This window comes from Tabrizicola oligotrophica (assembly GCF_011008935.1).
Classification (GTDB): Bacteria; Pseudomonadota; Alphaproteobacteria; order Rhodobacterales; family Rhodobacteraceae; genus Tabrizicola_A; species Tabrizicola_A oligotrophica.
In genome coordinates this window covers 42,689-61,679 of record NZ_JAAIVJ010000006.1, presented here as the reverse complement: position 1 = coordinate 61,679, position 18,991 = coordinate 42,689, and the positions used below count along the sequence as shown (strand labels likewise).

Sequence of the window (18,991 nt, the reverse complement as noted above, 5' to 3'; positions counted from 1 at the left end):
GTGCCATGACCGATACTGTCCGATCCGCTGCCGCCTCTGCCCTTGCCGAAGTGGAAAAGGTCACTGCCGTGATCCTGCCCGAACCCGGCGCCGCCGTCGTTGCCTTGCCGGAGGCCAGCCCCGATCAGGCCGCCGCCATCCGCAAGCGCATGGACGAGATCGACATGGGCAACAGCCAGTCGATCCTTGCCTTCGGTTCGGCGGCGCAGGCCGAATTGCAGGTCATCTCGCAGGACATGCTGTCAGGCGTGAAGAACAAGGATGTCGGCCCCGCCGGCGATTCGCTGCGCGACATCGTCACCACCCTGCGCGGCTTTTCGGTCTCGGAGCTTGACGTCCGGCGCGAGCGCAGCTGGTGGGAAAGGCTGACCGGCCGCGCCGCGCCCCTTGCCCGGTTCGTCGCCCGGTTCGAGGAGGTGCAGGGCCAGATCGACAAGATCACCGGCACGCTTCTGACCCATGAGCATACCCTGCTCAAGGACGTCAAATCGCTCGACCTGCTCTATGCAAAGACCCTGACCTTCTATGACGAGCTGGCGCTTTACATCGCCGCCGGCGCGGCCAAGCTGGCCGAGGTCGATGCCCGCGACATCCCGGCCAAGGCCGCCGCCGTCGCCGCCGCGCCCGAGGCCGATCAGGTGAAGGCGGCGCAGGAGTTGCGCGACCTGCGCGCCGCCCGCGACGATCTGGAGCGCCGGGTGCATGACCTGAAGCTGACGCGGCAGGTGACGATGCAGTCGCTGCCCTCGATCCGCCTCGTGCAGGAAAACGACAAAAGCCTGATCACCAAGATCAACTCCACCCTCGTCAACACCGTGCCGCTGTGGGAAACCCAACTGGCCCAGGCCGTCACCATCCAGCGCTCGAAAGAGGCGGCCGTGGCGATCCGCGAGGCCAATGACCTGACCAACGACTTGCTGACCTCGAACGCGGAAAACCTGCGCGAGACGAACCGCGTGGTGCGCACCGAAATGGAGCGCGGGGTGTTCGACATCGAGGCCGTGAAGCAGGCCAATGCCGCGCTGATTGCCACCATCGAAGAAAGCCTGCAAATCGCTGACGAGGGCAAGGCCCGCCGCGCTGCGGCCGAGGAGGACCTGGTGAAGATGGAACACGAGTTGCGCGACACTCTTGCCGCGGCGCGGTCGCGGGCCGATGGCACCGGCGCGAGCCTTGGCGGGACGGTCTGACGCAGATGGGGGACCGGCAGCAAAGACGGATTGCCTTGACCCTGGCGCTGGGGGTTCTTGCCGCCTGCGGCACGCCCGCCGTGTCGCCCCGTCCGATGCCCGCCCCGGCAAGCCAGGCACCTCTGGCGGCACCGCAGCCACCCAGTGCCGAGAGTGCGGCTGCCCAGGCCTATTACGCCCAGGTGCAGCAGGCGCTGCTGGCGCAGGGTCTGTTGCGCACCGATGGCGGCGGCAAGGACACCCCCTACACCGACCGCATGCTGGCCGAAACCTTCCTCGACATCGCGCTGCATGACGAATACCGCCCCGGCACCGGCGGGCTGGTGGCCAGCACGGGCGAGCCGACCGCGCTTCGGCGCTGGGAAGGTCCGGTGCGGGTGGGCCTGCGCTTTGGCGCCTCGGTGCTGCCCGAGACGCGGGCGACCGACACGGCGCGCGTCGCCTCCTTCCTTGCCCGGTTGTCGCAGGTCACGGGCCATCCGATCCGGCTGGATGACACCAACCCCAACTTCCTGCTGCATATCGTCAACGAGGACGAACGCCGCCTGCTGGGGCCGGCCATCCATGCCGCCCTGCCGGGGCTGGGGGCCGCCGATGTGGCCGGCATGACCCAGATGCCGCAATCGACCTATTGCGCGGTGCTGGCGCAATCGCGCGGGCAAAGCGGCGTCTATACCCGCGCCTTCGCCGTGGTGCGCGCCGAACACCCCGACCTCCTGCGGCTGTCCTGCATCCATGAAGAGGTGGCGCAGGGCCTTGGCCTGCCGAATGACAGCCCGCGCGCCCGGCCCTCGATCTTCAATGACGACGAGGAATTCGCCCTCTTGACCCGCATGGACGAGGATCTGCTGCGCATGCTTTACAACCCGGCACTGCGGCCCGGCATGCGGCTGGACGAGGTCCGCCCCATCGTTTTCGACCTTGCCGCCCGACTGACGGGCGGCGCATCATGACCGCATAAGGACGCGTCAAGGAGCGACCCATGGTTTTCGATTTTCTCAAAGGCGAATTCATTGATGTCATTTCCTGGCGGGATGACAGCCGCGACACCATGGTCTGGCGCTTTGAACGGCGCGGCAATGCGATCAAATACGGTGCCAAGCTGACGGTGCGCGAAGGGCAGGCGGCAGTGTTCGTGCATGAGGGGCAACTGGCCGATGTCTTCGGCCCCGGCCTTTACATGCTGGAAACCAACAACATGCCGATCATGACCACGCTCCAGCACTGGGACCACGGCTTTGACAGCCCGTTCAAGTCGGAGATCTACTTCGTCAACACCACCCGCTTCAATGACCAGAAATGGGGCACCAAGAACCCGATCATGGCGCGCGATCCCGAGTTTGGCCCGGTGCGACTGCGCGCCTTCGGCACCTATTCGATGCGCGTCACCGATCCGGGCAAGTTCCTGACCGAGATCGTCGGCACCGATGGCGAGTTCACCGCTGACGAGATCAGCTTCCAGATCCGCAACGTGATCTTGCAGGAGGTCAGTCAGGTGCTGGCCAAATCCGGCATCCCGGTCTTGGACATGGCGGCCAACACCGCCGATCTGGGCCGCATCGTGACGCAGGCGATTGGCCCGAAGATTGCCGATTACGGGCTGACGATCCCGGAATTCTACATCGAGAACATCAGCCTGCCGGAAGAGGTGGAAAAGGTGCTGGACAAGCGCACCTCGATCGGCATTGCCGGCGATCTCAACCGCTACATGCAGTTCAATGCCGCCGAGGGCATCGCCAACCCCGCCTCGGGCACGGGCGCGATGATGGGGGCAGGCATGGCCGCCGGGATGGGCGCGGCCATGGCGCAGACCATGGGACCATGGGGATCGGGCGGCGTGGCGGCTTCGGCTTCGCCTCCCCCGCCGCCGCCCGCGGCCAAGCTCTGGCATATCGCGGTGAATGGCGAGACCAAGGGGCCGTTTTCCGAAGCCGACCTCGCCGCCATGGCCCAGTCGGGCGGGCTGAGCCGCGCCTCGCATGTCTGGACCGCCGGGCAGGACGGCTGGAAAGCCGCTGGCGAGACCGAACTTGCCCGCCTTTTCGCACAAGTTCCGCCGCCCGCGCCTGCCGGGTAAACCATGGCGGTTGCCGAAGCCCATCGCACCCCCTGCGCGCAATGCGGGGCCGACCTGCGCTTTGCGCCGGGCCAGACGCAACTCGTCTGCGACCATTGCGGCCATGTGCAGGACATTCCCGGCGCCGCGCCGCGCCGCAAGGCCCGCGCCTTGGGGGAAATTCCGCTGGCCCGCGGGCTGGCCAATGATCTGCCCGACGGCGACACCGAGGAGGTCCGCTCCACCACCTGCCCGAACTGCGGCGCGGTGGTGGAATTTCAGGGCGCCTCGCATGCCGCCGAATGCCCGTTCTGTGCCACCCCGGTCGTGGTCGACACCGGCACCCGCCGCCGGATCAAGCCGCAGGCGCTGGTGCCCTTCGCCCTGACCGAGCCGCAGGCGCATGACGCGCTGACGAAATGGCTGGGGGGCCTGTGGTTCGCGCCGAACGGCCTTCTGGACTACACCCGCAAGGGCCGGGCAATGGCCGGCATCTATGTGCCGTTCTGGACCTTCGACGCCGCCACCGCCAGCCAGTACACCGGCCAGCGCGGCGAGGCCTATTACGAGACACGCACGGTCACGGTGAACGTCAAGGGCCGGGCCGAGCAGCGACAAGAGCAGGTCCGCAAGATCCGCTGGTATCCCGCCGCGGGCCGTGTCTCGCGCGATTTCGACGACGTGATGGTCATGGCCTCGACCAGCCTGCCCGAACGGTTGGGCAATGACCTGACGCCCTGGGATCTGGCCCGGCTTGAAGCCTACGCGCCGGAGTTCCTGTCAGGGTTTCAGGCCGAAGGCTATACCGTGGCGCTGGCCGACGGTCATCAGACCGCACGGGCGCAGATGGCGCGGGTCATCGAATCCGATGTGCGCCGCGACATCGGCGGTGACGAGCAGCGGATCCACACCCTCACCACCCGCCATGCAGACGAAACCTTCCGGCATGTGCTGCTGCCGGTCTGGACGGCGGCCTACAAATACAACGGCAAGAGCTATCGCTTTCTGGTCAACGGCCAGACCGGCGAGGTGCAGGGCGAGCGGCCCTACAGCTGGTGGAAGATCGGCTTTGCCGTGCTGGCGGTGGCAGCGGTGGTCGCTGTCGCGGTCTATCTGAACGGCGGCACCGAGATCGGCGGGACAATTCCGCTGCCTGACTGGCTGAACTGAAACCCCGGCCCCTCGTCGCCTGCGGCGCGCTTCGCATGGCCCCACGCCACAAGGAGCGCCGCAGGCGACGACGAGCGCCGGTTGACAATGTCCTCCCCCCGCGCGATAGCGCGCCATCCCTGCCCGGAGGCCATAGATGCGCGTTCTTGACCACGCCCGCATTCCCGAACTGCCGAACCCCTATTTCGGCAAGGTCCGCGATTGCTACGACCTGCCGGACGGAAGCCGCATCCTGATTTCGTCTGACCGCATCAGCGCCTTTGACCGCATTCTGGCGGCCATTCCCTTCAAGGGCCAGGTGCTGACCCAGCTGGCCCGCTGGTGGTTCGACCGCACTTCGGACATCTGCCCGAACCATGTGATTTCCTATCCCGACCCGAATGTGGTGATCGGCAAGCGGCTGGATATCCTGCCGGTCGAAGTCGTGGTGCGCGGCTATCTTGCCGGCACCACCTCGACCTCGGTCTTGACGCAGTACAAGGCCGGGGCGCGGCAGATGTATGGCCATACCCTGCCCGAAGGCCTGCGCGACAATCAGGCCCTGCCGCAAGCGATCATCACCCCCACCTCCAAGGCCTTTGACGGTGGCCATGACGAACCGCTGACCGAAGCCGAAATCGTGGCGCAGGGGCTGTTGACCCGCGCGCAATGGGACGAGGTGTCGGCACGCGCGCTGGCGCTTTTCGCGCGCGGGCAGAAGATCGCCGCCGAACGCGGGTTGATCCTTGTCGATACCAAATACGAATTCGGCACCGATGCCGCCGGCAACATCCTGATCGCCGACGAGATCCACACCCCCGACAGCAGCCGCTACTGGATCGCCTCGGGCTATCCGGCGGCCTTTGAGGCCGGCAGCAGGCCGCCGTCCTTCGACAAGGACGTGATCCGGTCCTGGGTGGGCGCGCGCTGCGACCCCTACAAGGACCCGATCCCGGAGATCCCCGCCGAGATGATCGAGCAGACCTCGCGGGTCTATATCGACGCCTATGAGCAGATCACCGGCGAGCGTTTCGTGCCCGACCTTGGCGGCGACACCCCGCTTGACCGGGTTCGGGCCAATCTCGCGCCCTACTTCCAGTAAGGGGCGGCCTTCGCCCCAAGCAATGTTTGCGCTAACATCGCCTTTTCCCTATCTTCTGCGAAAGCAAAAGGAAGGCCGACATGATTCTCTCCTGTGGTGAAGCCCTGATCGACATGCTGCCGCGCACCGCCACCACGGGCGAGCCGGCCTTTGCGCCCTATGCCGGGGGGGCGGTGTTCAACACCGCCATCGCCCTTGGCCGGCTTGGGGCGCCCTCGGGCTTTTTCTCGGGCGTCTCTACCGACATGCTGGGCGAGATTCTGGCCGATACGCTGACTGCCTCGAAGGTCGACACAAGCTATCTGGCGCGCTCGGGCCGGCCGACCACGGTCGCCTTCGTCAAGCTGGTGAACGGGCAGGCAACCTATGCGTTCTACGATGTCGGCACCGCGGGCGTGATGCTGGCCGAAGCCGACCTGCCCAGCCTTCCGGCCGAGGTTGGCACCCTGTTCTTCGGCGGCATCAGCCTTGTCAACGACCCCGCCGCCAGCACCTACGAGGCGCTGCAGGCCCGCGAATGCGGCCAGCGCGTCACCATGATCGACCCGAACATCCGCCCCGGCTTCATCGCCGGCAAAGAGACCGAATACCGCGCCCGGATCGAGCGGATGATCGCCCGCGCCGATATCGTGAAGCTGTCGGACGAGGATCTGCACTGGCTGATGGGCGCCGGCGATGTCGAGGCGCTGGCCCGCCAGATCCTTGGCAAGGGGCCGAAGGTGGTGTTCATCACCGAAGGCGCCGCGGGCGCGCGGGCCGTCACCGCCGGCCAGAACCGCTTTGTTGCCGCCCGCAAGGTGACGGTTGCCGATACTGTCGGGGCGGGCGACACCTTCAACGCCGGCGCGCTCTGCGCCCTGCACGAAGCTGGCGCCCTGACCAAGGCGCGCGTCGCGGCGTTGACGGATGCCGAACTGGATGCCGCGCTCAGCCTTGGCGTTCAGGCGGCGGGCGTCACCGTCAGCCGGGCCGGCGCCAACCCGCCGTGGAGAGATGAACTGTGAGAGCCGTCCTTCAGCGCGTGACCCGCGCCGCCGTCTCGGTCGACGGTCAGACCGTGGGCGAGATCGGCACCGGCCTGATGATCCTTGTCTGTGCCATGCAGGGCGACACCGAGGCGCAGGCCGACAAGCTGGCCGCCAAGATCGCCAAGCTGCGCATCTTCAAGGATGACGCCGGCAAGATGAACCTGTCGGTGAAAGACGCCGGCGGCGCGGCGCTGATCGTCAGCCAGTTCACCCTTGCCGCCGACCTGCGTGGCAACCGCCCCGGTTTCAGCTATGCCGCCAGCCCGGACGAGGGCCAGCGGCTTTACGAATATTTCACCACCCGCATCGCCGCCGAAGGCATCTCGGTGGCCAATGGCATCTTCGGGGCCGACATGGATGTGTCGCTGGTCAATCAGGGGCCGGTGACGATCTGGCTCGACACCGACAGCCTGTAGGCCCGTAAGCGGGCGGAACCTTTCCGAAACGGTCAGGGGCGCGCTGGTCGCCCCCCACCCCATCCCTCCCCACAAAGGGGGAGAGGGCTGTTCATTCCTGACATGTCTTGACGTTGGCTGGCGCTGGCACCTCCCTCGCCCACAAAGGGGGGAGGGAAGTTCCCGACGGCCGTCAGCAGCGCGGATGGCGAGGGGCGCCTGCCCGGAAGGCATGAGAACCTCCCCTCCCCCTTCGTGGGGAGGGGCCGGAGGTGGGGGTAGCCCCCCGTCAGTCGAACGGGTTGCCGTCGTTCTGCTGCAACGCATCGCCGCATTCGGCAAGCGCGCCCATCGAGGCGCTGGAGCCTTGCAGCGAGTAATCCATCACCGGCTCTCCGGCAGCGGTGCGCAGGTAAAGCCGGCTGCCCTCGGCCACCTCGGTCAGGAAGTTCACCGACTGATCGCTGTCAGGCAGGTTGAAGAGGATCGAGTTCTTGTAAAGATCGGCCGCATTCAGGTTCCAGTGCGCGCGGTTGCCGATCTGCACCTGCAGATCCGCCGTATCGCCTTCGCCGAATTCCCAGGAGGTCGAATAGAACTGCAATTTCACGGTGTTGTCGGCGTAAAGCCAGATGGTGAAGCTGTCGCTTGAGGCATCCACCTCGGCCAGGCAGGCAAACGTGCCATCGTCAAAGCCGACGATCTCCACCTCCCAATGCTTGTGCTGGAACAGGATCTCGGACTGGGTTTCGGCCAGCACGACACCCGGCAAGAGCACAGCAGCGGCCAGGGACGCGGCCTTACCCCATGAAAACATCTGCAATTCCTCCGTCTTGGAAATGCCGGCATGATGGGCGGGCGCGGGGTTAAAGTGCAAATGAAAACTGCACCGCCTGTCCGGCGATGCAGTGATTTTCCACGGCTGAACGGCCGCTTCAGGCGATCCGTTCCCATGCGGGCGGAAACTGGCCCAGCACCCCGGCAAGCGCCTCGTCCTCGACCGGGCCGGTGGTGGAGATGCGGGCGACAAGGCCGCGTTTCTTGTCCTCGGCCACCTCGGCGACATGGGCGGGAAGGCCCGCCGCCGCCAGCGCCGCATCATAGATGCGGGTGATCGCCCGGCGCCGCAGATCGGGTTTGAACACCTTGCCCACCGCGGTTTTCGGCAGTTCCGCCAGCACCTCGATATGCTTCGGCACCGCCGCCTTTTCGTGAATATGCTGATGCGCATACCCCATCAGCTCGGCCGCCGTGGCCTCGGCGCCCTTGACCAGTTCGACATAGGCGCAGGGCAGTTCACCCGCATGGGCATCGGGCTGGCCGATGGCGCCGACGAAGGCCACCTTGTCATGGCCCATCATCGCCTCTTCGATGATCGCCGGGTCGATGTTATGGCCGCCCCGGATGATCAGATCCTTGGCCCGGCCGGTGATATAGAGATAGCCGTCGGCGTCCAACCGCCCCAGATCGCCGGTGCGCAGATACTTCTCGCCGGCAAAGAGGCCGCGGTTCTTGTCGGCCTCGGTATAGGTGTGGCCGGGAAAGACCCCGGGGTTGGAAACGCAGATCTCGCCGATCTCGTCGACCGCGCAGTCACGCAGGCCCCCGGCGCCGTCCGCAGTCAGGATCTTCACCTCGCAATGCGGGAAGGGCAGACCGACCGAGCCGATCTTCTTGTTGCCCTCGGGCGGGTTGACCGAGACAAGGCAGGTGCATTCGGTCAGGCCATAACCTTCGACGATCTCGACGCCGGTGGCCTTTTCAAAGCGGTTGAACAGCTCGATCGGCAAGGGCGCCGAGCCGGAGAACGCCCCGCGCAGGGTGGAGACATCGGCATTCACCGGGCGCTGCATCAGCGCCGACAGCGCGGTCGGGACCGTGACCATGTAGGTCACTTTCCAATGCTCGACGAGCTTCCAGAAATTGTCGAACACCCCCTCGCCGCGATAGCCCTGCGGCGTGGGAAAGACCACATGCGCGCCCGAGCCGATCATCGACATCAGGATCGGATAGGCGGCAAAGACGTGGAACAGCGGCAAGGGGCAGATCACCGTATCGCTGTTCTTGAACAGCAGCCGCGCGCCGAGCCAGCCGTTATAGACCATGCCCGACAGCTTGTGCTGCGCCACTTTCGGCATGCCGGTGGTGCCGCCGGTGTGGAAATAGGCCGTCACCCGGTCAGTGGTGATATCCTTGAACACCAGCCGGTCCGCCGGCTGCTTGCGGCATTCGGCGTTGAAATTCTTCACATTGGCGCTGTGGCGGGCCGGGTTCTTCGGCCGGATCAGCGGCACGATGAACCACTTGGCCCCGCCGAGATAGCGCAGGAGGTCCACCTCCAGCACAGTCTTGACCGACGGCGCGTGTTTCACCGCCTCGTTCACCTTCTGCGGCAGGTCAGTCTTCGGGAAGGCGCGCACCGTGACCACCACCTTGGCCTTGGTCTCGCGCAGGATGGCCGATATCTGCTCGGCTTCCAGAAGCGGGTTGATCGGGTTGACGATGCCGGCGACCGCCCCGGCCAGCAGCGTCACCGCGGTTTCCACGGCATTGGGCAGGATATAGGCCACCACGTCCGTTTCGCCGATGCCAAGGCTGTGGAACAGGTTGGCCGCCTGCGTCACGCGGCCGTGCAGCTCGGCCCAGGTCAGGGTTTCCGACTTCGAGCCGGGCGCCGACAGAAGCTGATAGGACAGCGCCGGACGCGAGCCGTGGGCCGCCTTGGTGCGCGACAGGAATTCATGCATCGAGCGCGGCAGATCGCGGTCTTCCCAGGCCGATTCCGCCTCGATGGCCTTCAGATCGGCGCGCGATGCGAATGATCCCATGGTCTTTTCCTCCCCTGATCCCGCCTTGGGTGCGGGTTATCGTTCTGCCCGCCAATGTGGGGGGGATTGCGGCCTTTGCCAAGAAAAAGCGCGGCGGGGAAACGCAACGTCAAAGCGCCGGATCAGCCGCCGCGCCGCGTCACCCGCAGCATGCGGCCCATGGCAATGGCAAGCGCCGCCGCGCCGAACGAGAACACCGCGCCCATCTTGGCGGCCTCTTGCGCCGCGCCGGCCGGGAAGGCGACCGTGGTGACGAACAGCGCCACGGTAAAGCCGATGGCGGCGACGCAGCCCAGGACCCAAAGGTCTTTCGGCGTCATGCCGGCGGGCAGGCCAAAGCCCAGGACTCTGGCGGCCAGCATCCCCAAAAGGAAGATCCCCACCGGCTTGCCGATGACCAGCCCGCCCAGAACCATCCAGGTCGGTTCGCCGAACGAGGCAAAGACCACGCCTGCGTTAAGCAGCCCGAAGAAGAACAGCATGACCTCGACAAAGTATTTCAGCCGGTGTTCGATCCAGTTCAGAAGGTCGCCCAGATGTTCCTCGGCCTCGGCGAAAAAGCCGTAGGGCTTGTCGGCGTGCGGGACAGTGGGAACGATCGGCAGCAGGCCAAGCGCGGGGTGGATGCCCGCATTGTGAAAGCCATACCACGACAGCAGCCCCGCGATGGCATAGGGCCAGAACGAGGCCTTCTGCCGCATCCGGGTCGACCAGGGGCGCCTGGGATCAGAGCCGTCCAGCCGGGTCGGCAACCAGTTGGCCAGAAGATAGACCCCGACCGCCGCGCCAAGCGACAGCAAGAGCCAGGCGGGCTGCAGGTCGCCCGTCGGATAGAAGATCGCCAGAATGACCATGCCGCCGGCATCATCGGCAATGGCCAGGAGCAGCAGGAACGGAATTGCCGGATGGCCCGCGCCAAAGACGATGCGGCCGACAAGGTAGGAAAAGGCGATGTCGGTGGCAGTCGGGATCGCCCAGCCCTGGGCATAGTCGGTCATCACCCCCAAGGCCGCGCCAATGGCCAGATAGACCAGCGCCGGCCCCAGCATGCCGCCCGCCGTGGCGATAAGCGGCGTCATTGCCTTCTTGCCGCGCAATTCGCCGTCTTTCAGGATGATGCCTTCCCAGACTTCCTTGGCGGCGATGGCAAAGAAGAAGGCCATGCAGATGTCGTTGACCAGAAAATGCAGCGTCAGGCTGCGAAAGACCTCGCCGCCTTCGCTATGGGCCTCACCGATAGGGGCGTGGTCCCACAGCGAGAAATGCACCAGGTGCTGATAGCTGTCGCTGTCGACATTCGCCCAGACCAGCGCCAGCGCCGCGCCGGACAAAAGCAAGAGCGAATAGGTGGAAATGACGTCCCAGACTTTATACATCCCTGCCCCGTTGCTTTTGGCGCCCCTGACCTGCAGTCACCGGTTTCTGCGCACAGGTCAAGCCCTTCGCCATGGCAGGCGACTGTCGGGCGGACAACCTCAGGCGGCGGCGCCCAGCAGGCGGCGCACTTCCTGACGCAGTTCCTTCAGCTCGAACGGTTTGGTGATGAAGCCGTCGGCGCCGATTTCCAGCCCCTTGCGCTTTTCGATGGCCGAGCCGCGCGCGGTCATCATCAGGATCTTCACATCCGCGAGGCTCGGGTCAAGCCGGACGCCCTGACAGATCTCATAGCCCGAGGCGCCGGGCAGCATGATGTCAAGCAACACCAGATCGGGGTGCAATTCGCGGATGCGCGACAGGGCCAGGGCGCCATCGGAGACGCGCGCGTGGTCATAGCCTTCGCGCATCATCAGGAATTCCAGCGCGAGCGCGATGTTGTCCTCATCCTCGACCACCAGAATCCGGGGTTTCGCCAGGGTCATGGCCGGACCATTGTCGCAGTTGGCCGGAAGGTCGGGGTTGAAAAATCCGGGCCTTGCGTCCATGACGATGGGACCGCATCCAGAACCAAGGGGCCCCCGATGCCGACCGTCGCCGACCTGATTGCCTCCGCCCTGACCGACCCGTTCCGCGTTATCCTGCTGGTGGGTCTGGTCGTCACCCAAAGGCGCACGGCGGCGTTGACCGGCACGATCCTGCCGCTTGTGGCGGGGATCCTGTTCGTGGCCGTCGTCATCCCGCTGACCATGGGTTTCGGCGCCGAGGCCGGGATGGTCAAGGCAGTCGGCGCCGGGCTTGTCGCCAATACGATCTGGCTGGTGCCGATCATCGCGATCGTGCGGTTCTGGGACAGCCGCGCGCGCTGAGCCTGCATCCCGGCCCGGCGGGCTGGGTTGCACCTGCTTGCAGCGAACTGCTTCACGGGGCGAGCTTTCGCTTCCATGCTGTCCTTCCGGGGGCCATGCGGCCATGCCGTCCTCTCGTCGCATGAGACGCGCCACTGTCTCATCCGAGGAAAGGAAAAGGGCGCGCGAGTGATCCCGCGCGCCCCGTTGGTCAAGCCAGCTTACTGATCTGCATCAGCGAAGATGTCTTTCTTGTGGGTGCCGCCCGGCACGAAGAGCGCGCCGACGACAACGGTCATCAGGGCCACGACGATCGCGTACCACAGGCCGGTGTAGATGTTGCCAGCCTGAGCCGAGATCGCGAAGGCGGTCGCGGGCAGGAGACCCCCGAACCAGCCGTTGCCGATGTGGTAGGGCAGCGACAGGCCGGAGTAGCGGATGCGGGTCGGGTAGAGTTCGACAAGCATCGCGGCGATCGGGCCGTAGACCATGGTCACCAGCACGATCAGATAGGTCAGGATCAGGATGATCGTGATCTTCTGGCCGGTGAAGATGTCGAGGACATGCTCGGCCTTGGCGACCGTGGTGTTGTCCTTGGCGACGATCGGGTAGCCGGCGGTGGTCAGCGCCTCGGCCACGGCCTTGTCGAAGGTACCCTTGACGCCCTTGACAGCGTCGAGCGCGGCTTTCGCGGCGTCCTTGGCGGCCTGGTCGGTGCCTTTTTCGGCCTCTTCCAGCGCCGCGGTGGCGGCTTTGACATCGGCGCCATTCTTGCCGGCGTCATAGGAGGCGATCACGGTTTCACCGACCTTGATGGTGGCAGGCTCGCCCGCCGGGCCGTCAACGGTTTCCGAGTTCACCGACAGCGAGTAGAGCTTCGCCTTGGCGATGTCGCAGGAGTTGGTGAACTTGACAGTGCCGGTCGGGTTGAACTGGAACGAGCAGTCAGCCGGGTCGGCGGTCACGGTCACCTGGGTTTCCTGGGCAGCAGCCAGCATCGGGTTCGCGGTCTTGGTCAGGAAACCGAACACCGGGAAGTAGGTGATGGCCGCAATCAGGCAGCCCGCGAGAATGATCGGCTTGCGGCCGATATTGTCGGACAGGCGGCCGAAGAAGATGAAGCCGTAGGTGCCGAGGATCAGCGACCAGGCGACAAAGACGTTGGCCGAGAAGCTGTCCACCTTGATGACGTTCTGCATGAAGAACAGGGCATAGAACTGGCCCGAGTACCACACAACAGCCTGGCCCGCGGTCAGACCCAGAAGCGCGATCAGGGCGATCTTGCCGTTCTTCCAGTTGCCGAAAGCTTCGCGCAGCGGGGCTTTCGACGCAGCGCCTTCTTCCTTCATCTTCTTGAAGGCGGGCGATTCATTCATCTGCAGGCGGATGTAGAGCGAGATCAGCAGCAGGATGATCGAGCCAAGGAACGGGATGCGCCAGCCCCAGGCGTTGAAGGCTTTCTGCATGGCGGGGGAGCCATCGGCGGCCATGGTCGGCTGACCGGCGGCGTCCAGAACCGGCATGTCCGGGTAGGCGCCGTTGATATAGCCCTGAACCGACAGGATGACGACCAGCGACAGCAGCAGACCCAGCGTCGCGGTGGTCTGGATGAAGGCGGTGTAGTAGCCGCGATGGCCCTGCGGGGCGTGTTCGGCCACATAGACCGCCGCGCCACCGTATTCACCGCCCAGAGCCAGACCCTGCAGCATGCGCAGGCCGATCAGGATGATCGGAGCGGCGATGCCCCAGGAGTAGTAGGAGGGCAGCATGCCGACGAGGAAGGTCGACAGACCCATGATCATGATGGTCATCAGGAAGGTGTACTTGCGGCCGATGAGGTCGCCGAGCATCCCGAACACCAGCGCGCCGAACGGGCGAACGATGAAACCTGCGGCAAAGGCCAGCAGGGCAAAGACGTTCCGGGTTGCTTCCGGGAACGGCGTGAAGAACTGCGCGCCGATCATCGCGGCGAGCGAACCGTAAAGGTAGAAATCGTACCACTCAAAGACGGTACCGGCGGACGAAGCAAGGATAACCTTCTTCTCTTCCGCGGTCATGGGGCGCGCGCGCGCACTCCCCTCAACTGCAATATTAGCCATGTGGCCTCCTCCGTTTTGTCCGGTCCCTGTGGACCGGGTCCCTGTTCCAGATGCCTTTCCCGGTTGTTGTTTCCCCGAAGGGCCCGGTTGAGACACCTGTCTCCCGACTTCCGCCCGGCTGTGCGGGCGCAAGTATTTCCTCAGGCCGCAACGCCCTGGACGATCTGTCCCAAGGCACTGCGGATGTCTGCGATGGCCCCCATCGCATCGATCTTCTGCAAGACGCCCCTGCCCGCGTAATAGGCGATCAGCGGGGCGGTCTGGGCGTGATAGGCCTTCAGCCGCTCCCGCACGGTTTCGGCGTTGTCGTCGGCCCGGCGCTTCATCTCGGTGCCGCCGCATTTGTCGCAGGCCCCGGCTTGCGCGGGTATCTTGAACTGGTCGTGATAGCCCTCGCCGCATTTGGCGCAGGTGTAGCGGCCCGAAACCCGGCCCACCATCGCCTCGTCATCGACCTCAAGGCTGATCGCGGCTGTCACCTTCTGGCCATTGGCGGCCAGAAGCCCGTCGAGCGCCGCGGCCTGACCGTCGGTGCGCGGGAAACCGTCAAGGATGATGCCGCGCGCCACGTCCGGCTGCGCCATGCGCTCCTTCAGGATCGCCAGCACGATGTCATCGGACACCAGTTGCCCGGCCTCCATCACCGCTTTGGCGCGTTTGCCGGCCTCGCTGCCCGCAGCCACCGCCGCGCGCAGCATGTCGCCGGTCGACAGCTGAACCAGACCGAAGTCCTCCTCCAGCATGCGGGCCTGCGTGCCTTTGCCGGCCCCCGGAGGGCCGAGCAGGATCAGGACGGGTGCATTCGATGCCATGCGCGCTCAGCCCCGGTTCATGCGGTTGTTGATCAGCTCGTCGACGACCGAAGGATCGGCCAGCGTCGAGGTGTCACCAAGGCTGCCATAGTCGTTCTCGGCGATCTTGCGCAGGATGCGGCGCATGATCTTGCCCGAGCGGGTTTTCGGCAGGCCGGGGGCCCACTGGATCAGGTCGGGCTTGGCAATCGGGCCGATTTCCGAGCGGACCCAGTTCTCCAGTTCCTTGCGCAGCGCGTCGGTCGGCTCGACCCCGTTCATCAGGGTGACATAGGCGTAGATGCCCTGCCCCTTGATGTCATGCGGATAGCCGACCACGGCGCTTTCAGCCACCTTCGGGTGCGCCACCAGCGCCGATTCCACCTCGGCGGTGCCCATGCGGTGGCCCGAGACGTTGATGACGTCATCGACGCGGCCGGTGATCCAGTAATAGCCATCGGCATCGCGGCGGCAGCCGTCGCCGGTGAAGTAGTACCCGCGATACTGGGCGAAATAGGCCTCTTCAAAGCGGGCATGGTCGCCCCAGAGCGTGCGCATCTGTCCCGGCCAGCTGTCGGCGATGCACAGCACGCCATCGGCTTCGGTGGCCTCTTGAACCGTCGCGGTGGCCGGGTCCAGCACCACCGGCTTGACGCCGAAGAACGGCTTGGTGGCCGACCCCGGCTTTTGCGGAATGGCGCCCGGCAAGGGCGTGATGAGGTGGCCGCCGGTCTCGGTCTGCCAGAACGTGTCGACGATCGGGCATTTGCCCTTGCCGACATGGGTGTTGTACCAGTTCCAGGCCTCAGGGTTGATCGGCTCGCCCACCGAGCCCAGCACTCTCAGGCTGGAGAGGTCATGCTTGTCCACCCATTCCGGCCCCATGCCCATCAGCGAGCGGATGGCGGTCGGCGCGGTGTAGAACTGGTTGACCTTGTGCTTGGCGCAGACTTCCCAGAACCGGCCGGCGTCCGGGTAGGTGGGCACGCCTTCGAACATGATCGTGGTCGCGCCATTCGCAAGCGGGCCGTAGATGATATAGCTGTGGCCCGTCACCCAGCCCACATCCGCCGTACACCAGAACACGTCGCCGTCCTGATAGTCGAAGGTCATCTGCTGCGTCATCGCGGCGTAAACCAGATAGCCGCCCGAGGTATGCACCACGCCCTTCGGCTTGCCGGTCGAGCCCGAGGTGTAAAGGATGAACAGCGGGTCTTCGGCGTTCATCTCGACATAGGGGCAATAGGGCCTGGCGGCGGCCATCTCGGCCTTGACGTCGACATCGCGCTCTGCCGACCAGTGGGTCTGGTCGCCGGTGTGCTTGACCACAAGGCATTTCACCCGGTCATCGCAATGCAAGAGCGCCTGATCGGTGTTCGACTTCAGCGCCGTCTTCTTGCCACCACGCGGCGCGAAATCGGCGGTGATGACGATCTTGGCTTCGCTGTCGTTGATCCGGTTGGCCAGCGCATCGGGCGAGAAGCCGGCGAACACGATGGAATGGATGGCACCAATCCGGGCGCAGGCCAGCATGGCATAGGCGGCCTCGGGGATCATCGGCAGGTAGATCACCACCCGGTCGCCCTTTTCCACGCCCTGCGCCTTCAGCACATTGGCCATGCGGCAGGTGTTTTCCAGAAGCTGGGCATAGGTGATGTGCTGGGCCGGGGCGGCGGGGCTGTCCGGCTCCCAGATGATCGCGGTCTGGTTGGCGCGCGAAATCATGTGGCGGTCGATGCAATTGGCCGAGACGTTCAGCGTGCCGTCCTCATACCACTTGATCGAGACATTGCCGTAATCGAACGAGGTGTTCTTGACCGTGGAGTAGTCCTTGATCCAGTCGATGCGCTTGCCCTGCGCACCCCAGAAGGCGTCCGGATCGGCAACCGACGCCGCATACATGGCGGCATATTGCTCGGCGTTCACATGCGCGTTGGCGATAAAGTCTTTCGACGCGGAATAGACGCCCGTCGGCTGTCCGTTTTCTGCCATTGGATCCTCCTCAATTCTGACCGGCCTGGCGTGCCGGTCACTCAGGCCCGCGCCAGGACGCGGCTTCCCCCGTGCCTGGGATCATAGCGAAACTGTAAAAGAAATGCTAACTTTAATTGCAGCAACAATTTTCTTGTAAATTATTTGACAGACACCAAGGTCAAATCTGTAAATACGGCGAAAATTGGCAGGAAAAATAACGCAGTCGTGAGATCGCCCGCCGGCAAAGGCGGACGACGATCCGGGCGCGGCCGCCGAACCACCACGCGACTGGCAAAATCTGATAGCGCAAGCAACTCTCGATCCCGCGGCCCATCCCGGCCGCAACAATCTTGCGCAGGCGCGATTCGCCTCAGGCTGGAATCGCCTTGGACACGGCATTGGGCAGGGCCGCGAGATTGGGGATGAAGATAACCTGATTGCCCCGCGTGCCGGCCCGGCGCAGCGCGCGCCGCACTTCGGGGCGGGCGCCGGAAATCACCAGCCGTCCGCCCTTGCGCGCCATCTTTCGCGCCAGCAGCGCAAAGGAATAGGCCCCCGAACTGTCGATCAGCGGCACTTCGGCGAAGTCGACGGCAAAGGCGCGCGGATGGTCGGACACCTGATCCAGCACCGAGCCCAGCCGCGCCGCCGCCCCAAAGAACCACGGGCCGCTCAGATGGTAGATCACCACGTCGCCCGCGGTCTCGACCCCCGATTCAACCTCGCCCTCGGTTTCCAGTACCGCAATCGGCACCCGGCTTTCCCGAATGGTGGTGCCCGCTGACATGCGGTTGATGAACACCAGCCCCGCCAGCGCGAACCCCACGACGATGCCCTCGGTCAGGTCGCGGAACACCACAAGGCCGAAGGTCGCCAGCAGCACCACCGCATCGGCCCGCGAGTGCCGGGCAAGCGCCCACATCTCTTCCTTCTCGGCCATGTTCCAGGCCACCACCGCCAGCACCGCCGCCAGCGCCGCAAGCGGGATGAACCCGGCAAGGGGGGCGGCGACCAGCATGAAGGCCAGCACGAACGCCGCGTGCAACATGCCCGACATCGGCCCGTGCGAGCCGGCGCGCACATTGGTTGCCGTGCGGGCGATAGTGCCGGTCACGCAGAACCCGCCAAACAGCGGCGAGACCACATTCGCCGCGCCCTGCGCCAGAAGCTCGGCATTCGGGCGATGCCGGCGGCCCGACATGCCATCGGCGACGACGGCGGAGAGCAGGCTTTCAATCGCGCCAAGCAATGTGAATGACAGCGCCCAGGGCAGCGCCGCGCGCAGGTCATCCAGCGCGGCGTCGGGCAAGGCCGGCGCGGGCGGGATACGCGGCAAGGCGCCAAACCGGCTGTGGATCGTCTCGACCGGCAGATCCAGGGCGACGACAGCCAGCGCGGCGAGCGTGACGGCGATCAGCAGGTTCGGGGCCTGCGGACGCAGGCGCTTGATGGTCACGATCACCGCAATCGTGCCCACCGCCAGCACCAGCGCCGCCGGATTCAGGCTGCCGCGCGCCGCCCAAAGCGCCTCTAGCTTGTGCAGGATCTCGGCGGGCTCGCCTCCTGTCAGCGTCAGGCCCAGCAGATCCTTGATCTGGCTGGCAAAGATGATGACGGCAATCCCGGAGGTGAAGCCGATCGTCACCGGATAGGGAATGAAGCGCACATAGGACCCCGCCCGCAAGAGCGCGAGCAGCACCAGAAAGATGCCGGACAGCAGCGTTGCCAGCAAAAGCCCCTGCACGCCGATCTCGGCGGCGCAGGCCGACACCAGCACGATGAAGGCCCCCGCCGGCCCGCCGATCTGGAACCGCGAGCCGCCAAGCGCGGACACCAGAAACCCGCCGATGATGGTGGTGAACAGCCCACGCTCGGGCCCGACTCCGCTGGCGATGGCGATGGCCATGGACAGCGGCAAGGCAACGATGGCCACAGTCAACCCCGCCAGCGCATCCGCCCGAAGGTCGGCGGGCCGGTAGCCTTCGCGCAGGGTGGTGACAAGTTTGGGCAGAAACTCGGACGAGCTTTGGCTGGGCGTAGGAGGAAGGGCCATGAGGACGGCAACCTGTCAGATGAGGGATGGGCCAGAAATCATGGCAAAGGGGCTTAAATGCCGCTAACAAACGCCTCAGCCCCGCGCCTGTCAACGGTCTTTGC

16 protein-coding genes are annotated in these 18,991 nt (G+C 65.3%); 8 read left to right on the top strand and 8 right to left on the bottom strand.

What is annotated here, in order from left to right:
- Window positions 1-5 precede the first annotated feature (5 nt).
- From G4Z14_RS11255 to dtd, 7 genes are all read left to right on the top strand, one after another.
- On the top strand, window positions 6-1,190 hold the full coding sequence (locus G4Z14_RS11255; RefSeq protein ID WP_164625743.1) for a toxic anion resistance protein: 1,185 nt from the start codon (window positions 6-8) through the stop codon (window positions 1,188-1,190).
- A gap of 5 nt (window positions 1,191-1,195) precedes the next feature.
- Entirely contained in the window at window positions 1,196-2,143 is a 948-nt protein-coding gene (locus tag G4Z14_RS11250) for a DUF2927 domain-containing protein (protein ID WP_164625741.1), read from the top strand.
- Window positions 2,144-2,172: 29 nt separating this feature from the next.
- Entirely contained in the window at window positions 2,173-3,267 is a 1,095-nt protein-coding gene (locus G4Z14_RS11245; protein ID WP_164625740.1) for an SPFH domain-containing protein, read from the top strand.
- 3 nt (window positions 3,268-3,270) lie between these two features.
- Complete coding sequence (locus G4Z14_RS11240; RefSeq protein WP_227751676.1) at window positions 3,271-4,416, top strand: primosomal protein N' (replication factor Y) - superfamily II helicase; 1,146 nt, start codon at window positions 3,271-3,273, stop codon at window positions 4,414-4,416.
- A 136-nt stretch (window positions 4,417-4,552) separates the two neighbouring features.
- The gene (locus G4Z14_RS11235; RefSeq protein WP_164625738.1) at window positions 4,553-5,497 is read left to right on the top strand and encodes a phosphoribosylaminoimidazolesuccinocarboxamide synthase; all 945 of its coding nucleotides are present in this window, start codon (window positions 4,553-4,555) and stop codon (window positions 5,495-5,497) included.
- A gap of 80 nt (window positions 5,498-5,577) precedes the next feature.
- A complete protein-coding gene (locus G4Z14_RS11230) occupies window positions 5,578-6,501 on the top strand; it encodes a carbohydrate kinase family protein (protein WP_164625736.1) in 924 nt (307 codons plus the stop codon).
- Window positions 6,498-6,941 (top strand): D-aminoacyl-tRNA deacylase, encoded by a 444-nt coding sequence (dtd, locus tag G4Z14_RS11225; RefSeq protein WP_164625734.1) that lies wholly within the window; start codon window positions 6,498-6,500, stop codon window positions 6,939-6,941. Before G4Z14_RS11230 ends, dtd begins: the two co-directional genes overlap by 4 nt.
- A gap of 268 nt (window positions 6,942-7,209) precedes the next feature.
- On the opposite strand, the gene G4Z14_RS11220 is transcribed toward dtd, so the two are convergent.
- The 4 genes from G4Z14_RS11220 to G4Z14_RS11205 all read right to left on the bottom strand — a co-directional run bounded on the left by G4Z14_RS11220 (window position 7,210) and on the right by G4Z14_RS11205 (window position 11,607).
- On the bottom strand, window positions 7,210-7,737 hold the full coding sequence (locus G4Z14_RS11220; protein ID WP_164625732.1) for a hypothetical protein: 528 nt from the start codon (window positions 7,735-7,737) through the stop codon (window positions 7,210-7,212).
- 118 nt (window positions 7,738-7,855) lie between these two features.
- Complete coding sequence (locus tag G4Z14_RS11215) at window positions 7,856-9,748, bottom strand: acyl-CoA synthetase (RefSeq protein WP_164625730.1); 1,893 nt, start codon at window positions 9,746-9,748, stop codon at window positions 7,856-7,858.
- A gap of 122 nt (window positions 9,749-9,870) precedes the next feature.
- On the bottom strand, window positions 9,871-11,124 hold the full coding sequence (locus G4Z14_RS11210) for a Na+/H+ antiporter NhaA (protein WP_164625728.1): 1,254 nt from the start codon (window positions 11,122-11,124) through the stop codon (window positions 9,871-9,873).
- A gap of 99 nt (window positions 11,125-11,223) precedes the next feature.
- Window positions 11,224-11,607: a response regulator transcription factor gene (locus G4Z14_RS11205; protein ID WP_164625726.1), complete on the bottom strand. Its 384-nt coding sequence runs from the start codon at window positions 11,605-11,607 to the stop codon at window positions 11,224-11,226.
- 99 nt (window positions 11,608-11,706) lie between these two features.
- Here G4Z14_RS11205 and G4Z14_RS11200 point away from each other — a divergent pair, with 99 nt between their 5' ends.
- Window positions 11,707-11,991: a hypothetical protein gene (locus tag G4Z14_RS11200; RefSeq protein ID WP_164625724.1), complete on the top strand. Its 285-nt coding sequence runs from the start codon at window positions 11,707-11,709 to the stop codon at window positions 11,989-11,991.
- 200 nt (window positions 11,992-12,191) lie between these two features.
- Here G4Z14_RS11200 and G4Z14_RS11195 read toward each other — a convergent pair whose 3' ends face one another.
- The 4 genes from G4Z14_RS11195 to G4Z14_RS11180 form a co-directional block, all read right to left on the bottom strand.
- Window positions 12,192-14,027: an MFS transporter gene (locus tag G4Z14_RS11195; RefSeq protein ID WP_227751675.1), complete on the bottom strand. Its 1,836-nt coding sequence runs from the start codon at window positions 14,025-14,027 to the stop codon at window positions 12,192-12,194.
- Window positions 14,028-14,209: 182 nt separating this feature from the next.
- A complete protein-coding gene (locus G4Z14_RS11190; protein WP_164625720.1) occupies window positions 14,210-14,881 on the bottom strand; it encodes an adenylate kinase in 672 nt (223 codons plus the stop codon).
- A gap of 6 nt (window positions 14,882-14,887) precedes the next feature.
- Window positions 14,888-16,852 (bottom strand): acetate--CoA ligase, encoded by a 1,965-nt coding sequence (gene acs, locus G4Z14_RS11185; protein ID WP_164625718.1) that lies wholly within the window; start codon window positions 16,850-16,852, stop codon window positions 14,888-14,890.
- Between the two features lie 352 nt (window positions 16,853-17,204).
- Window positions 17,205-18,887, bottom strand: a complete 1,683-nt coding sequence (locus G4Z14_RS11180; RefSeq protein WP_164625716.1) for a SulP family inorganic anion transporter — start codon at window positions 18,885-18,887, stop codon at window positions 17,205-17,207.
- Window positions 18,888-18,991: the final 104 nt, after the last annotated feature.

Coding starts and splice junctions, on each gene's coding strand:
- G4Z14_RS11235 (WP_164625738.1), top strand. CDS start 4,553: ATGCGCGTTCTTGACCACGCCCGCATTCCCGAACTGCCGAACCCCTAT.
- G4Z14_RS11205 (WP_164625726.1), bottom strand. CDS start 11,607: ATGACCCTGGCGAAACCCCGGATTCTGGTGGTCGAGGATGAGGACAAC.
- G4Z14_RS11195 (WP_227751675.1), bottom strand. CDS start 14,027: ATGACCGCGGAAGAGAAGAAGGTTATCCTTGCTTCGTCCGCCGGTACC.
- G4Z14_RS11215 (WP_164625730.1), bottom strand. CDS start 9,748: ATGGGATCATTCGCATCGCGCGCCGATCTGAAGGCCATCGAGGCGGAA.
- G4Z14_RS11230 (WP_164625736.1), top strand. CDS start 5,578: ATGATTCTCTCCTGTGGTGAAGCCCTGATCGACATGCTGCCGCGCACC.
- acs (WP_164625718.1), bottom strand. CDS start 16,852: ATGGCAGAAAACGGACAGCCGACGGGCGTCTATTCCGCGTCGAAAGAC.
- G4Z14_RS11245 (WP_164625740.1), top strand. CDS start 2,173: ATGGTTTTCGATTTTCTCAAAGGCGAATTCATTGATGTCATTTCCTGG.
- G4Z14_RS11190 (WP_164625720.1), bottom strand. CDS start 14,881: ATGGCATCGAATGCACCCGTCCTGATCCTGCTCGGCCCTCCGGGGGCC.
- G4Z14_RS11250 (WP_164625741.1), top strand. CDS start 1,196: ATGGGGGACCGGCAGCAAAGACGGATTGCCTTGACCCTGGCGCTGGGG.
- G4Z14_RS11220 (WP_164625732.1), bottom strand. CDS start 7,737: ATGTTTTCATGGGGTAAGGCCGCGTCCCTGGCCGCTGCTGTGCTCTTG.
- G4Z14_RS11240 (WP_227751676.1), top strand. CDS start 3,271: ATGGCGGTTGCCGAAGCCCATCGCACCCCCTGCGCGCAATGCGGGGCC.
- G4Z14_RS11180 (WP_164625716.1), bottom strand. CDS start 18,887: ATGGCCCTTCCTCCTACGCCCAGCCAAAGCTCGTCCGAGTTTCTGCCC.
- G4Z14_RS11200 (WP_164625724.1), top strand. CDS start 11,707: ATGCCGACCGTCGCCGACCTGATTGCCTCCGCCCTGACCGACCCGTTC.
- G4Z14_RS11255 (WP_164625743.1), top strand. CDS start 6: ATGACCGATACTGTCCGATCCGCTGCCGCCTCTGCCCTTGCCGAAGTG.
- G4Z14_RS11210 (WP_164625728.1), bottom strand. CDS start 11,124: ATGTATAAAGTCTGGGACGTCATTTCCACCTATTCGCTCTTGCTTTTG.